The 13,541-nt window shown below is 31.9% G+C and carries 16 protein-coding genes; all 16 read right to left on the bottom strand.

The window, feature by feature from the left end; all coding sequences use genetic code 11:
- Positions 1-7 precede the first annotated feature (7 nt).
- Positions 8-1,840, bottom strand: coding sequence for a fused FliR family export protein/FlhB family type III secretion system protein (locus tag ACWW38_RS16780; RefSeq protein WP_456258669.1), 1,833 nt, complete (start codon positions 1,838-1,840; stop codon positions 8-10).
- An 11-nt stretch (positions 1,841-1,851) separates the two neighbouring features.
- The gene (gene fliQ, locus ACWW38_RS16775) at positions 1,852-2,121 is read right to left on the bottom strand and encodes a flagellar biosynthesis protein FliQ (RefSeq protein WP_456258668.1); all 270 of its coding nucleotides are present in this window, start codon (positions 2,119-2,121) and stop codon (positions 1,852-1,854) included.
- A gap of 10 nt (positions 2,122-2,131) precedes the next feature.
- Positions 2,132-2,902, bottom strand: a complete 771-nt coding sequence (fliP, locus tag ACWW38_RS16770; protein ID WP_456258667.1) for a flagellar type III secretion system pore protein FliP — start codon at positions 2,900-2,902, stop codon at positions 2,132-2,134.
- Positions 2,899-3,255: a flagellar biosynthetic protein FliO gene (gene fliO / locus ACWW38_RS16765; RefSeq protein ID WP_456258666.1), complete on the bottom strand. Its 357-nt coding sequence runs from the start codon at positions 3,253-3,255 to the stop codon at positions 2,899-2,901. Before fliO ends, fliP begins: the two co-directional genes overlap by 4 nt.
- Before the next feature lie 12 nt (positions 3,256-3,267).
- Positions 3,268-3,786, bottom strand: a complete 519-nt coding sequence (locus ACWW38_RS16760; protein ID WP_456258665.1) for a flagellar basal body-associated FliL family protein — start codon at positions 3,784-3,786, stop codon at positions 3,268-3,270.
- 1 nt (position 3,787) lies between these two features.
- Positions 3,788-4,516: an OmpA family protein gene (locus ACWW38_RS16755; protein ID WP_456258664.1), complete on the bottom strand. Its 729-nt coding sequence runs from the start codon at positions 4,514-4,516 to the stop codon at positions 3,788-3,790.
- Positions 4,509-5,318, bottom strand: coding sequence for a motility protein A (locus tag ACWW38_RS16750; protein WP_456258663.1), 810 nt, complete (start codon positions 5,316-5,318; stop codon positions 4,509-4,511). The genes ACWW38_RS16755 and ACWW38_RS16750 overlap by 8 nt, the downstream gene beginning before the upstream one ends.
- 13 nt (positions 5,319-5,331) lie before the next feature.
- Positions 5,332-5,523 carry a flagellar FlbD family protein gene (locus tag ACWW38_RS16745; protein ID WP_456258662.1) on the bottom strand — a complete coding sequence of 64 codons (192 nt, stop codon included), beginning with the start codon at positions 5,521-5,523 and terminating at the stop codon, positions 5,332-5,334.
- A gap of 243 nt (positions 5,524-5,766) precedes the next feature.
- Positions 5,767-7,191, bottom strand: coding sequence for a flagellar hook protein FlgE (locus ACWW38_RS16740; RefSeq protein ID WP_456258661.1), 1,425 nt, complete (start codon positions 7,189-7,191; stop codon positions 5,767-5,769).
- Positions 7,192-7,370: 179 nt separating this feature from the next.
- The gene (locus tag ACWW38_RS16735; protein ID WP_456258660.1) at positions 7,371-7,772 is read right to left on the bottom strand and encodes a TIGR02530 family flagellar biosynthesis protein; all 402 of its coding nucleotides are present in this window, start codon (positions 7,770-7,772) and stop codon (positions 7,371-7,373) included.
- A gap of 20 nt (positions 7,773-7,792) precedes the next feature.
- Positions 7,793-8,458 carry a flagellar hook capping FlgD N-terminal domain-containing protein gene (locus ACWW38_RS16730; protein WP_456258659.1) on the bottom strand — a complete coding sequence of 222 codons (666 nt, stop codon included), beginning with the start codon at positions 8,456-8,458 and terminating at the stop codon, positions 7,793-7,795.
- Between the two features lie 26 nt (positions 8,459-8,484).
- Entirely contained in the window at positions 8,485-9,912 is a 1,428-nt protein-coding gene (locus ACWW38_RS16725; RefSeq protein WP_456258658.1) for a flagellar hook-length control protein FliK, read from the bottom strand.
- A gap of 19 nt (positions 9,913-9,931) precedes the next feature.
- Positions 9,932-10,369, bottom strand: a complete 438-nt coding sequence (gene fliJ / locus ACWW38_RS16720; RefSeq protein WP_456258657.1) for a flagellar export protein FliJ — start codon at positions 10,367-10,369, stop codon at positions 9,932-9,934.
- A gap of 13 nt (positions 10,370-10,382) precedes the next feature.
- The gene (gene fliI, locus ACWW38_RS16715) at positions 10,383-11,696 is read right to left on the bottom strand and encodes a flagellar protein export ATPase FliI (RefSeq protein WP_456258656.1); all 1,314 of its coding nucleotides are present in this window, start codon (positions 11,694-11,696) and stop codon (positions 10,383-10,385) included.
- 78 nt (positions 11,697-11,774) lie between these two features.
- Positions 11,775-12,539 (bottom strand): FliH/SctL family protein, encoded by a 765-nt coding sequence (locus ACWW38_RS16710; RefSeq protein ID WP_456258655.1) that lies wholly within the window; start codon positions 12,537-12,539, stop codon positions 11,775-11,777.
- Positions 12,523-13,536 (bottom strand): flagellar motor switch protein FliG, encoded by a 1,014-nt coding sequence (gene fliG, locus ACWW38_RS16705; protein WP_456258654.1) that lies wholly within the window; start codon positions 13,534-13,536, stop codon positions 12,523-12,525. Before fliG ends, ACWW38_RS16710 begins: the two co-directional genes overlap by 17 nt.
- Positions 13,537-13,541: the final 5 nt, after the last annotated feature.

The raw sequence follows: 13,541 nt of genomic DNA, 5'->3' as shown, positions 1-13,541 counted from the left end.
CTTTACTTTACATTCGTTTTTTCAACTTATATACAAGAGCTAAAATTTCAGCCACAGCCTGATACATCTCTGAAGGTATCTCACTTTCTAGCTCTACTTCCTGATGTATTAATCTTGCTAGAGGTTTATCTTCAATAATTGGAATATTATTTTCTTTTGCTATTTCTTTAATTTTAATTGCCACATATCCACTACCCTTTGCAATAAGAATCGGGGCGTTTGTTTTTCCAGATTCATATTTAAGCGCTACTGCTATATGGGTGGGGTTTGTTACAACTACTGATGCATTTGGTACTTGCTGCATCATTCTCCTTGTAGCCATTTCTCTTTGCTTTTGCTTTATTTTGCCTTTTACTTGTGGATCTCCTTCCATCTGTTTAAATTCCTCTTTAACTTCCTGTTTTGTCATTCTCATATCCTTCTTAAATTGGAATTTTTGATACATAAAATCAATTAAAGCTATTGCTAGCATAATTAAAGTCACCCTAAAAAAAATATTGGTAGCCAATTTAAAAAACACATTTATTATTTCAGGAAATCTTAAATTACTTACAGATAAAACTTGTCTAAAGTTATCCTTTAAAAACTTGTAGCCAACTGAGCCCACTATAATTATTACTGCTATATTTTTCACTAAATCAACTAAACTTCTAAGTGAAAACATCTTTTTAAAACCACTTATTGGATTTATTTTAGATAATTTAGGTTTAATAGCCTCTGTTGATCTTATAAATCCAGATTGAATCAAGTTAGCACCTACACCTATAATCATAATTGGAATTACAACTGGGAGGACTATAATAAAAAATCTCCACAATACTGTAACTATAATGCTTTGTAAGCTATCCATATCTAAATTACTATTTAAGTTATTCCCTATAAATTCGATAATGTTTGCTCCAAAAGAATTAGTTACATATTTTCCTAAAGTTATCAATATAATAGTCGATGCTAATAATGTAAGAGCAGAACTTATCTCTTTACTTTTTGCTATCTGACCCTTTTTCTTTGCTTCACTTAATTTATGTGGAGTTGCCTCTTCCGTTTTGTCATCTGAAGCAAATACAATCATTAAGGGTATTAACTTATATATCTGCCTTATACTAGCAGGTATGTTATCAAAGGCAGAAGCAAAAATATTATAGATCATTGGAAGAGATAGTGATATAACACTTAGCCCTAATAAAATTTTTATAGGCAATCCTAAAATCATTACATTTAATTGAGGTACAGTTTTTGCAACCAAACCTAGGGTCAAGTCAGTTAATATAATAATCAATACTATTGGTATTGCTATTCTCAATCCTAATTCAAAATATTTGATAAAGACTTCTATTACATGCATGGCACTTTTCCCAGACAAAATAAACTTCCCTAAATGTACAACATTAAAGCTATCTATTAAAGTCTTTAAAAGTATGTGATGTGCATCTACTACAAAGAATATAATTAAACTAAACCAGTATAATAACTTTTCGATTAGGGTTACATTACTCTCTGCGCTAGGATCAAACATGGAAAGCATAGCTAATCCAACTTGCATATCCAAAAGTGTACCTGCATACCTTATGCAATGGAAACAAATGCTTGTTATAAATCCTAGTGTTAATCCTGTAGTAAGTTCACTTATACAATATACAATTAATTGAAAACTATTAGTTATTTCACTTATGTATTTATAATCTAAGCCAGGCATTAATATAAAAGCTACTACTAAAGTAAACATTACTTTCAATATCTCTGGAGTCCCTTTTGGAAAAAACACTGGAACAACTAAAGTGAAAGCAAATAATCTAAGAAAAACTAAAATAAGTGCCGTAAAATATGCTATATCAATCAAATTAATCCCACCTAATGAGTTATATTTGCAATAATAGCAAATATTCTTTCTGTAAATCCTACTATTGTATGGTTTATAAACTTAGCTGTAATAAGTCCTACTAACGCTATACCTATAAGTTTTGGTACAAAGGTTAATGTTTGTTCCTGAATTTGTGTAGTAGCCTGAAATATACTTACAATAAGACCTATTACTATAGAAACAATTAATATGGGAGCTGATGCCGCTATTCCAGTTGCTATAGCATCTTTTAATATACCAATTACCATATCTTCACTCATTTATATCACCTCACGAAAATCCCATAACTAAAGATTTTACCAACAAGTACCAACCATCAACCATTACAAATAAAAGTATTTTAAATGGCAGTGATATCATAACTGGGGGAAGCATAAACATTCCCATAGACATAAGGATACTGGCCACTACTATATCAATTATTAAAAATGGTATAAATATTAAAAACCCAATTTTAAATGCAGTTTGAAGTTCACTTATAATAAATGAAGGAATTACAATGTAAAGCGGTACATTGTCTTTTGTTATTTTAGTTTTATCAACTTTTGATATATCTAAAAATAAACCTAAATCCTTTTCTCTAGTCTGTTTCAGCATAAATTCTCTCATGGGCTTGGCAGCTTTGCTCATAGCCTGTTCTTGGTTGATTTTATTTTCTAAAAATGGCTTAACTGCTTCTTTATTTATAGTATTAAAAGTTGGAGCCATAATAAATATAGTCAAGAATAAGGCAAGTCCAATTAATACTTGGTTAGGTGGAGCCTGCTGGGTTCCTAGAGCATTTCTCGTAAAACCTAATACAACAATAATTCTAGTAAAACTAGTCATCATTACTAAAAAAGATGGTAATAACGAAAGTACTGTTAACATTATAAGCAGTTTAATATTGTCAACATAATTCTTAGGTGATCCTGCCCCATCTATTGAAATATCAATTTTAGGTACTGGTACAGGATTTGGGGCAGCATAGACATTTGTTTTTATAAAGAACAAAGCCCCTAAAAAAACAAGAAATATCAAAAGAAATTTTTTTCTTCTCATTGTTTATCTTCCTTTTTGGTTTTAAGTTTTATAATTGCATCTTTTAAACTTGTATATTGAGGAGTACTATTTGTAATTTCAATTTTTCTTATTTCTTCTTCTGAAAGTTCCATATGTATTTCCACCTTACCTTGGCTAGAAGAAACTACATATGCTTTTTCACCAATTTTAACTATTAATAAGTTGTTATCCTTGGATAATGGCATTCTATCAAGAATCTTCATATATCTTCCATTTTGCATTTCTTGAATTTTTGTCCCACCATATTTAAACAATAAATAAATAAGAAAAACTATAAAAGGTAAAAAAATTATAAGTTTTATGAAGGTTTCTAAGGTTTCTTTATCTCCCATTTGACAACACCCTTACTGCGCCTGAACTATTATTTCATAAAAATAGATATCTTCAATTCTTCCGTTTTGAAGCATTGGGTTTATTTTTTCCTTTATCTCTTTCTTAAGTTTTGGAACATTATCATCGTTAAAATCATTAGCTTTTTTGCTTCTAAGAACTGAGTTAACACAATCTCTTAGAATAGCTTTTTTATCTTCCAATTCTGTTGGTAGTTTTTTATTGTCCTTTGTATCTGCATAACCAATATATATTTTTGCTTTTAAATAAGCTCCGGGATTGTTAGCGTCTCCCTTTACATTTAATAAGAAATCATCTAAAGAAAAAGTTTTTTGATTTAGAACTGTTTGACTACCATTATTATTATTATTAATATTATTATTGTTTGCCGCCGGTCTAGCTTTGCTTGCAAAAATATATCCTGCAGCTACCCCACCAGCAACTAGTATAGCTACTAATAAAACAATAATTACTATTCTCAAAATATTACCCTTTGAGCCTTCTTTTTTTTCTTTCTTTTCCTTTTCTGCCATGTTACTTTTTCTCCTTTTCTCCTGTTGAAATCAAAATATTAACTCTTCTATTCTTTGCTCTGTTTTCATAAGTATCATTTTTTGCTATAGGGCGATGCTCTCCATATCCTGCAGCTTGAAATCTATTAGGAGCAAATCCCTTATTTTGAACAAAGTATTTTAGTACGTTAACTGCTCTTTGGGTGGACAGTTCCCAATTACTAGCAAATTCATAATTATGAATTGGAACATTATCTGTATGTCCTTCTACAGTTATCTCATTAGATAATGAAGCCATAAGTACACTTAATTTGTCTAGTATAGGCTTACTTTCCTCTTTTATATCAGCTTTTCCAATATCAAACAAGATGCTATCTTTAAGCTCCATAATAATTCCTCTGCTGTCTTTTTTAATCTTTACATCATCCTTTAGATTATTTGAGTCTACAAAGCTTTTTACTTTATTGTACATCTGATCTTGTTCTCCACCCTCTTGAGGGCCCATATCCTGTGGAGGCCCTACAATAGGCACTTCACCATTATAGTTAAATTCAAGTATTGAATTACTATTCTGCCCTGTAAAGACAGAGGAAAGAGAATTTGTTAACTGTTTGAACTTTACAGAGTCAACACTGGAATATGAATACAGCAAAACGAAAAATGTTAAAACCAGTGTTATGGTATCTGCATAAGTTGCTAGCCATCCTTCAGTGTTAATTTCACTTTCTGGGGCTTTTTTTCTTTTAGACATCTGTTTCCACCTCACTAGCCGCTTGGAGAGTATAATATTGTTTCTTGTCTAAAGGATTTAAATATGATACCAATTTTTCTTCTACTATTCTTGGATTAACACCTGATTGAATAGCAAGTATACCTTCTAACATCATTTCTCTTATAGTAGATTCTCTACCACTTTTGTAAGTTAAATTTGCAGCCATAGGATTCATTATCAAGTTTGCAATAAGAGAACCATAATATGTTGTAATAAGTGCTTTACCCATACCAGGTCCAAGTGCTGATGGATCATTTAAGTTTGCAAGCATTTGTATAAGTCCAATAAGTGTACCCAGCATACCAAAAGCTGGAGCATAAGCTGCCCATGATCTTAACATATCTGAACCATCTTTATGCCTTTTTTCCATTTCTCCAATTTCAAGTTCAAGAATTTCTCTTATAGTCTCAGGTTCAATTCCGTCAACTACCATTTGAAGACCTTTCTTTAGAAAGGCATCTTCTACCTTGTCAATATCATCTTCAAGAGATAATAGCCCTTCTCTTCTAGCTTTTTTAGATAACTCTCCAAATTCATTAATGATATCTAACCCTGCCATACTTGTTTCTTTAAAAGATTGGACAAGTACTTTAACTAGTCTTTTAAATTCATTTAAAGGATAGTTAATCAATAGGGCACTGAATGAACCACCTACAGTTATTGCTATAGAAGCAGGGTCAAAAAACATTTTAAATGTGCCACCGCCACTAAGCATACCGTAAATCATAAGTACAGTTCCCGCCAGTAGTCCTAGAAGAGTTAGCATGTCTTGTCTTTTCATTGTAAATTGCCTCCTATAAACCCAGTGTAAAAATCTTTCTCTTGTACTCTATAATTTTATCAATTACTACTTTTGTTGATTCGAGTACTATGTACTTTTTACCGTTGGTTAATGTGATTAGTGTTTCTGGAACTTCTTCTATTTTTTCAATATGGTCTGCATTTAAATATAGCTGTTTGTTATTTAAACCTGTTAAGCTTATCATTTGAAAACCACCTTCTTTTTTAGTAACCAGTAACCAGTTTCCAGTAACCAGTCGCTAATCTCTAGTCCCTAGTCGCTAGTTTTTAGAGATTAGAGATTAGTGATTAGTAATTAATAATTAGCTATTATTACCTATCCAGTAGAAAATGACTACCGGTCACTAGTTATTAGTTATTAGTTATTAGTAACTAGTTACTAGTTACTAGTTACTAGTTACTAGTTACTAGATTCTGGTTACTTTAAACTATCTCTTCAAATTAATAATGTCCTGAAGAATTTCATCTCCAGTTGTAATCATCTTGCCACTAGCTTGGAAGGATCTTGTAGTTACAATCATATCTGTAAATTGTTCTGCTAAGTCAACGTTTGACATTTCAAGAGCACCCTGCATAATATCCCCATACCCATCACTATTGTCATATTGTGGATCACAGTTTACTCCACTTCTTACTATTGGCTGCCCTGTATTTGCTGTATTTTGCAAAAGGTTTTTACCTAGTTTTTTAAGTCCTGCAGGATTCTTAAAAGAAGCTAAAGCAAATTGTCCTAAGACAGCAACACTTCCATCATCCAACACTCCTTTAATAAGACCCTCTTTTTCAAAAGAGAAACTTCTAATCTTTTTATCTCCCTCTGCTCTTATGGTTGTAGTCCATGAATATTTCATGGCATCAGCCGAAGAAATATCAGTATCACCTATGTTTGTAATATTTATAGTGCCACTTCCCAATGTACCTTTATCAAATCCAAGAATAGCTTCTGCACTTGCTAAATTTATAGTAATATCAGTACCTCCAAAGGCAGCTGAACCAACTATTGTATCACCTATCTTGGAATACCATGTTAATGTTCCAGATGCATTTTTTTCTGCTACAATATTAATGCCCAGATCCTTCTTTCCCTTATAAGCAGCACTACCTGTATTAACTTTTGGTGCATCTATTATGACAGTATCTGTTCCAGATGCCCATTTAATTCTTCCATTTCCAGTGTAGGTCATGTTTTCTCCTGAACCTACAATTTTTGTCGCATTTACATGAACTGAATCAGGTATTCTTAGAGGTACTAATGAAGAATTAGCAACTTCAAGTTCACCTGCACTGTCAGCATCTACAAAATTTACTGTTCCATTGGCATCATAATCAACGCTTATAGTTGATGAATTTGGCCCTGATTTTTCTTTTATTGCATATCCTAAAACTCTATATCCATCAGAAGTTAAAAGGTTACCTTGGTTGTCTAGTGCAAAGGCTCCATCCCTTGTAAAGTTTATTTCCATGTTACCGCCGCTCATAGTATGTTGAGCAGGATTAACTGTTATTCCTCCTGCATTTGAGTCTGGTAAAGCGCCTCTTGATACAATAAAATATCCTTCACCATCTACAGCTGCATCAAGAGGTCTACTAGTTGGCTGCATCATACCTTGTGTTACTATAGTATCTATTCCTGCAACTTGAACTCCAAGCCCTACTTGCCTACCATTAACACCACCAGTGTTCCTACCAGGGCCTACTGCTTCAGACATATTCTGACTTAACATATCTTGAAATCTTGTTCTTGAGTATTTAAATGATGTAGTCCCTACGTTAGCTATATTGTTACCTGTAACATCAAGTTTCGTTTGATTTACCTTCATTCCACTGATTCCAGAGTACATTGCTCTAATCATTTTTTGAAACCTCCCGTTTTTTTAGGTGCTAGGAATTAGGTTCTAGGTACTAGGAAATGATGTTTTGCCTTAGGCAAAACTACCCCTCCTATCACCTAGTATCTACTACCTAGTATCCTCATAATAACTTTCCGCTTCTTTCATTCCACGGTTATTGGCTTCCTTTCGGTCCAGCCTAGTTAAATTAAAATCACACTATCTATATTAGTAAAAATTGTACCTTTACCCTCTTCTTTATCCATAGCAGTAATTATTGTTCTATTTTTTATGCTTGTAACTAAAGCTACATCTTTGTATATTATTAGAGAGTCTTTTGCTCCTTTATCTTCAGCTATGTTAATTCCTTTATTAATATTCTCCATATCTTTACTATCTAGAACAATATTTCTCTTATCAAGCCTTTGAGCTGCATGCTTTGATATTGTAAATCCTTCTTGAGCTTTAATATCTTTATGTATCTCATTTTGAAGAATATTTTCAAAACAAGTTTTATTATTTTTCTTGTTTATTGCTCGTGAACTTTTATTTTCAAGAAAATTTCCCACAGGATAAAGTTTTCCGTTAATTACTCTATATCCCATATTACCACCTGCATTTAGGTTTATTCATTTCTAACTTTTTGAATTTGATTATATAAATATTCTTTTTCTTCCCCATTTACATCAACTCTAATTTTGATTCCATCTGGAGTGTTGTAAACCTCTTTTACCTTTCCAGTAGCTACTTCTTCCCCTTTTCCTGTTGGTATTTCAACAGTTTTATCTAATAATGCAGAAGCTAGCATAAAGCCTAAATTGCTGTTAATAAAAGTTAAAAGTTTAGTATCATCACTAGGTACGTCTAATACTCCAGCTAAATCTCCATATTGAAATTCTTTGCTTTCATATCCTATTGCCTTGTCTCCTTTATACTTAAGAACTTTAACGCTTAATTTAATTAAATCACCTGTTTTAGAGACACCTTCTACTACTCCTCCATATTGGTGTCCATATGGATCATAAGAATTTAGTGCAATAGTTTTTCCAACCAGACTTCCAGCTGAATTCAGACTCATAGTACCATTTAAGTTAGCCATTTGTTCCAGGCTCGAAAACTGTGCAAGCTGGCTTACAAAAGCTGTTGAGTCTTTTGCATTCATAGGATCTTGATTTGTAAGTTCTGCTGTTAGTATTCTTAAGAAAGAATTTTTATCAAGTTCATTACCCTTTTTAACGATTTTTGTACCTCTTTGGGTAGCTCCTTGTGAAGCTTCAATTGAATCTATCACAATATCCCTCCTCAGTTCGTTGAAATTTATACAAGAGTATTTATGCTATTATCTTGTAGTGTCACTTGTGGCTCTACTAATGCGCCTTCTTCATCAATTGTCAATACACTTCCACTTTTTCTATTATTAGCATCTTCTCTCTCTTGCCCTTTACTATTTTCTCTACTAAAGAATGTAGTATCTCCATTGTAGATATCTACAGTAAAGTTCTGTATTTTGATTTCTCCATTGCCTAACTTATTATTAATTTCTTGGATATTAGAATTTAATAAGTTATATGCTTCTTTATTATTAGCAGTAATGTTAGCCTTCATCAATCCATTTTCCATGGTTAATTTGATTATTACTTCTCCAAGTTCTCTCGGCATTATCTTAACTGTCATCTCTTTCATATTGCTTTGCTCCATGAATTTAACAGATTTAATAATATCATTTACAAATGTATTTTTATTTATAGTTACATTTTGATTAACTTCACTTAATCCACTTAAATCATTAATTTTATTAAATCCATTCATAAAGCTTACTACTTTATCAAGCTTTGAACTTACATCATTCTTATTTCCAGAGGCTAAATCTTGAAGAAATTTATCTTCATTGCTACTTTCTTGGAAATTGTTCTTACCATTAGTATCTGCATTTTCAGCTATCTTGAGATTTAATTTAGATTGCATCTCATCATTAATAAAACTTTTTAAAGTGAGATTTTCTGCCTTGTCTGGTTCTAGATTATTTTTACTTTCACCTTGGAATAATTTAGCCTTTAATAAGTTAACTATTTGTTCTTTAAAATCTGCATTTCCATCAGCACTTACTTTAGATAGATTTAACTGAGATTCATCTAGAACTTTAACAATCTTTTCATTAAGATTGCTAACAATCTCATCTAAAGAAATGTCTTTTAAATTACTACTATTTAAAGTGTTTTCTAAAGCTTCTCCAATCTCATTCTTTAATTTACTGTACAAATTAGCAAGTTGACTTTCAGATAACTGTAACTGTCCCTTGATTTTGTTCAGTATATCATTGCTAAGAACATCCGATATCTGATCCATAGTCTCTGGATTTTGTGATAATTTGTCTCTAAATTCTTTTGTGTCTATTTCTCCATTCATTAACTTAAGGAGTAATAACATTAGTAAATCAATTGGATCACTTACCTTCTTTGAATCCTCTTCTTTTACTTCACCTAAATTATTACTATCTACTTTGTTTAAATCGGTTGTTTCTGAGTATGCTGACTTTTTAATTTCATTTTCAGTACTATTAATTGCTGTCTTATCATTACTGCATGTCTTATCTAATAGTTTTTTAAAGTTGTCTTTTTTACTGATATTATCTTTTGTGTTTCTTGTACAATTATTTTGCAGAAAATAATTATCTGACTTATTTGTAACTTTTGTATTAGTAACTGGTTTTACATTTACTGAAGCATTTATTACAGCATTATTCAAAAATCTTCCCTCCTTCCACTTATTTATTTTTTAAATTTCTTATAAATCCATAAAGAGCAAATTCGTCATTGTTCTTCTGTTCTATTAAGTTTTGCTCTTTAAGATAAGCTTGTTTTTGTTTGTCCTTCAAAATTTCAACAGTCTTTCTTTCAATTTGACTTTTCTTTAAGTCTTCTCTTTTAATTTCAAGTTCTTCACTTTTTTTGCTAAGTTCTACTGTTGTTTCATTTATATTAAAATGTAGTACGTTACAATAATTTTGTCTAATTTTTCTTTCTACCATACTACAGTTTGTTTCCAACCTAGAATATTTTTTATAATTGTACTCTAATTCATTTAGTTTTTTTTCAATTACGTTCTTATTATCTTGAGCTTCTTTGAATAATCTTTTGCTTTCTTCTTCTCTTTGGTATCGAATATCAAGAATTTTTTGCAATCTAAAATTAAATCCTGACATATTCACTCCTCATTTACTTAAAAATATTTACAAGTTGTTTTATACTTTCTCTAAAATCTGCATGTTCATCAATGTTTTGCTTTAAATATTTATTTATTTCATCTACATATGCAATAGCTAAATCTACCTTTTTATTACTTCCTTTAACATAAGCTCCTATGTTTATTAAATCTTCTGAATTGTTATATGTAGCTAAAAGGTCTCTTGCAAAGGAGGCTGCCTGTTTATGGTTGCTTTCTGCTATTTCCGACATAAGTCTACTTACACTATTTAAAATATCAATAGCTGGATAATGATTCTTAGCGGCTAAATTTCTAGATAAGACAATATGTCCATCCAATATACCTCTAACTGCATCTGCAATTGGTTCATTAAAGTCATCTCCATCAACTAACACTGTATAAAAAGCTGTTATAGAGCCTCTATCTGACATTCCTGACCTCTCCATTAATCTTGGAAGCATTGCAAATACAGATGGAGTATATCCTTTAGTAGCTGGAGGTTCCCCAATAGCAAGTCCCACTTCTCTTTGTGCCATGGCAAATCTTGTAACAGAATCCATCATAAGAATAACTTTTTTCCCTTGATTTCTAAAGTACTCTGCTATTGCCGTAGCCGTAAAAGCTCCTTTAAGCCTTACTAAAGCTGGTTGGTCTGAAGTAGCACAGACTATAACAGACTTTTTAAGTCCTTCTTCTCCTAAATCTTTTTCAATAAAGTCTAATACTTCTCTTCCTCTTTCTCCAATTAACCCAATTATATTTACGTCAGCCTCTGCTTCCCTTGCTATCATACCTAATGTAGTACTTTTTCCAACACCGCTTCCTGCAAATATACCAATTCTTTGTCCTTCTCCACAGGTCAAAAATCCATCAATTGCTCTAACTCCTGTAGGAATAGCTTCTTTTATTCTTCTTCTCTTAAGTGGATCTGGAGGTGCAGTGTCTAGTGGATATTCTTCTATTCCAGTCTTTAGTTCTTCACCTCTTAAAGGTCTTCCTAATCCATCAAGTACCTTACCAAAGAGTTCATTAGAGCATTTTACACTTAACGGTTTTTTTGAAGGAACAACTCTACACCCTGGTGCTATACCAATTAGTTCTCCTAGAGGCATTAATATAACATTGTCTTCTTTAAAACCCACTACTTCACAAGTTATTGGTTTATTTCTTTCATTATATATAGTGCAAACTTCTCCAACAAAAGCTTTAATACCCTCAACTTCAATAGTCAATCCAATTACTTGTTTAACTATCCCCTCAACATATTTGAAGTCTAATTCCTTAATTTTATTTTCTAGTGTTTGAAAGTCTATTGAAATTGACATATATCCACCTCTTATTTAGTAACCAGTTTTCAGTAACCAGTAGCCAGTTTTTAATCGCTAGTCGCTAGTTTTTAGAGATTAGTAACTAGCTATGACTTCTTTAACCTTTTCTATGGCATCCTCTATGCTTACAGTAATCTTACCTTTGTCACTTTGTATTACAGCATTTCCTTCTTCTAAATTATCATCACTAACCACAAAAACTTCGCCTCTAAAAACAGATTGATGTTTCCATGCTTCTATCTTTTCATTTAAATTTTCCACATATTGATCTCTACATTTAACTATTATAGTTTTAGATTTAGAAACCATTTCTATAGCCTCTATTACCATGCTATCTATAGAATCCTTATCCTTAACTTCCTTCTTTAAAATACTTTCAGAAATACACAGAATTAGAGACTTTATTTCTCCTTTTTTCTCTTCTAGATAATTTAAATACTCATTTTTACATTGAAGTAAAAGTTCCTCTGCATTTTTATTCATAATTTCAATTTCGTATTCAGCTTTAGCTTTTATATCTTGATAATAATTGTCAGCATCAGCAATTCCTTGCTGATGCCCTTCTTCGTAGCCTTGTCTTAATCCTTTATTATATGCTTCCTGCTCTACTCTACTGGCATCATCATATGCAGAGGCAAGTATCTCATCACTTTGTCTTCTTGCATTTTCAAGCATAGTTCTTGCTAAAACCTCATAACTATCTATGAAATTCTTAGCATTTTTTTCTCCTAGCTCTTTTTTATTATCGTTATGAGAATTTGGAGAATACTCAGTATTTATATCTATATTTCCATTGCTAATAACACTGTTACTTTTTATAACCTTATACGATGATAGCATCTTCTCCACCTCTTGAAACGATTATTTCGCCAGCATCTTCTAACCTTCTTATTATGCTAACAACCTTTTGTTGTGCCTTTTCCACATCCATCAGCCTAACTGGGCCTAAGAATTCTATATCTTCCTTCAATGAAGCAGCTGCTCTCTTAGATTGATTTCTAAATATAGCATTTGCAACTTCTTCTGAACATCCCTTTAATGCAAGAGCAAGATCTTTTGATTCCACCTCTCGAAGTACTCTTTGAATTGATACATCGTCCAATGAAATAATATCTTCGAATACAAACATAGATTGCTTGATTTTTTCTGCAAGCTCTGGATCTTCTCTTTCTAAGCCTTCCGTAATATTCTTCTCAGTTGTTCTATCAACCTGATTCAATATGTCAACAAGAGTCTCTACCCCTCCTATAGTTGTCATATCAGTTCTTACTACTGAAGATAGTTTGCTATTTAATACTTTTTCAATTTCCTTTATAACCATAGGTGAAGTGTTGTCCATAGATGCCACTCTAAAAGCAACCTCAGTCTGTATATCTTCAGGTAATTCTGCAATAATTTGAGCTGCTTTATCAGCTTGAAGATAGCATAATATAAGTGCAATAGTCTGGGGATGCTCATTAGAAATAACATTTAAAAGTTGATGAGCATCTGCCTTTCTTGCAATTGCAAAAGGTCTGTATTGTTGAGTAGCTTCTGTAACTTTTTCTAAAATCTCTCTAGCTCTTTGACTTCCAAGTGCTTTACCTAAAAGATTTCTTGCGTATTCAAAACCACCCTCTAATATATAGTCTTTAGCCTTGTTCATTTCTATAAATTCTTCAAGGATATCAGATCTTTGTTCTTGTTTTACAGCTGTAGTATTAGCTATTTCGTAAGTTATCTTTTGTATTTCAGCATCTGATAATTTCTTTAGAATTCCCGATGCTACCTCTGGTCCAAGTGTTATAAAAAGAATGGCGGCCTTTTGTACACCTGTCAGTTTATTTTCTTTTGCCATCCTTA

The sequence above is a fragment of the Clostridium sp. JNZ J1-5 genome (assembly GCF_053901425.1).
Note: the sequence above shows the minus strand (reverse complement) of the source record. Positions and strands in the feature narration are given on the sequence as shown.

What these genes read in the sequence shown, in the direction of transcription:
- fliQ (WP_456258668.1), bottom strand. Translation starts at nt 2,121, where the DNA reads ATGAGTGAAGATATGGTAATTGGTATATTAAAAGATGCTATAGCAACT.
- fliP (WP_456258667.1), bottom strand. Translation starts at nt 2,902, where the DNA reads ATGAGAAGAAAAAAATTTCTTTTGATATTTCTTGTTTTTTTAGGGGCT.
- fliO (WP_456258666.1), bottom strand. Translation starts at nt 3,255, where the DNA reads ATGGGAGATAAAGAAACCTTAGAAACCTTCATAAAACTTATAATTTTT.
- ACWW38_RS16760 (WP_456258665.1), bottom strand. Translation starts at nt 3,786, where the DNA reads ATGGCAGAAAAGGAAAAGAAAGAAAAAAAAGAAGGCTCAAAGGGTAAT.
- ACWW38_RS16755 (WP_456258664.1), bottom strand. Translation starts at nt 4,516, where the DNA reads ATGTCTAAAAGAAAAAAAGCCCCAGAAAGTGAAATTAACACTGAAGGA.
- ACWW38_RS16750 (WP_456258663.1), bottom strand. Translation starts at nt 5,318, where the DNA reads ATGAAAAGACAAGACATGCTAACTCTTCTAGGACTACTGGCGGGAACT.
- ACWW38_RS16745 (WP_456258662.1), bottom strand. Translation starts at nt 5,523, where the DNA reads ATGATAAGCTTAACAGGTTTAAATAACAAACAGCTATATTTAAATGCA.
- ACWW38_RS16740 (WP_456258661.1), bottom strand. Translation starts at nt 7,191, where the DNA reads ATGATTAGAGCAATGTACTCTGGAATCAGTGGAATGAAGGTAAATCAA.
- ACWW38_RS16735 (WP_456258660.1), bottom strand. Translation starts at nt 7,772, where the DNA reads ATGGGATATAGAGTAATTAACGGAAAACTTTATCCTGTGGGAAATTTT.
- fliJ (WP_456258657.1), bottom strand. Translation starts at nt 10,369, where the DNA reads ATGTCAGGATTTAATTTTAGATTGCAAAAAATTCTTGATATTCGATAC.
- fliI (WP_456258656.1), bottom strand. Translation starts at nt 11,696, where the DNA reads ATGTCAATTTCAATAGACTTTCAAACACTAGAAAATAAAATTAAGGAA.
- ACWW38_RS16710 (WP_456258655.1), bottom strand. Translation starts at nt 12,539, where the DNA reads ATGCTATCATCGTATAAGGTTATAAAAAGTAACAGTGTTATTAGCAAT.
- fliG (WP_456258654.1), bottom strand. Translation starts at nt 13,536, where the DNA reads ATGGCAAAAGAAAATAAACTGACAGGTGTACAAAAGGCCGCCATTCTT.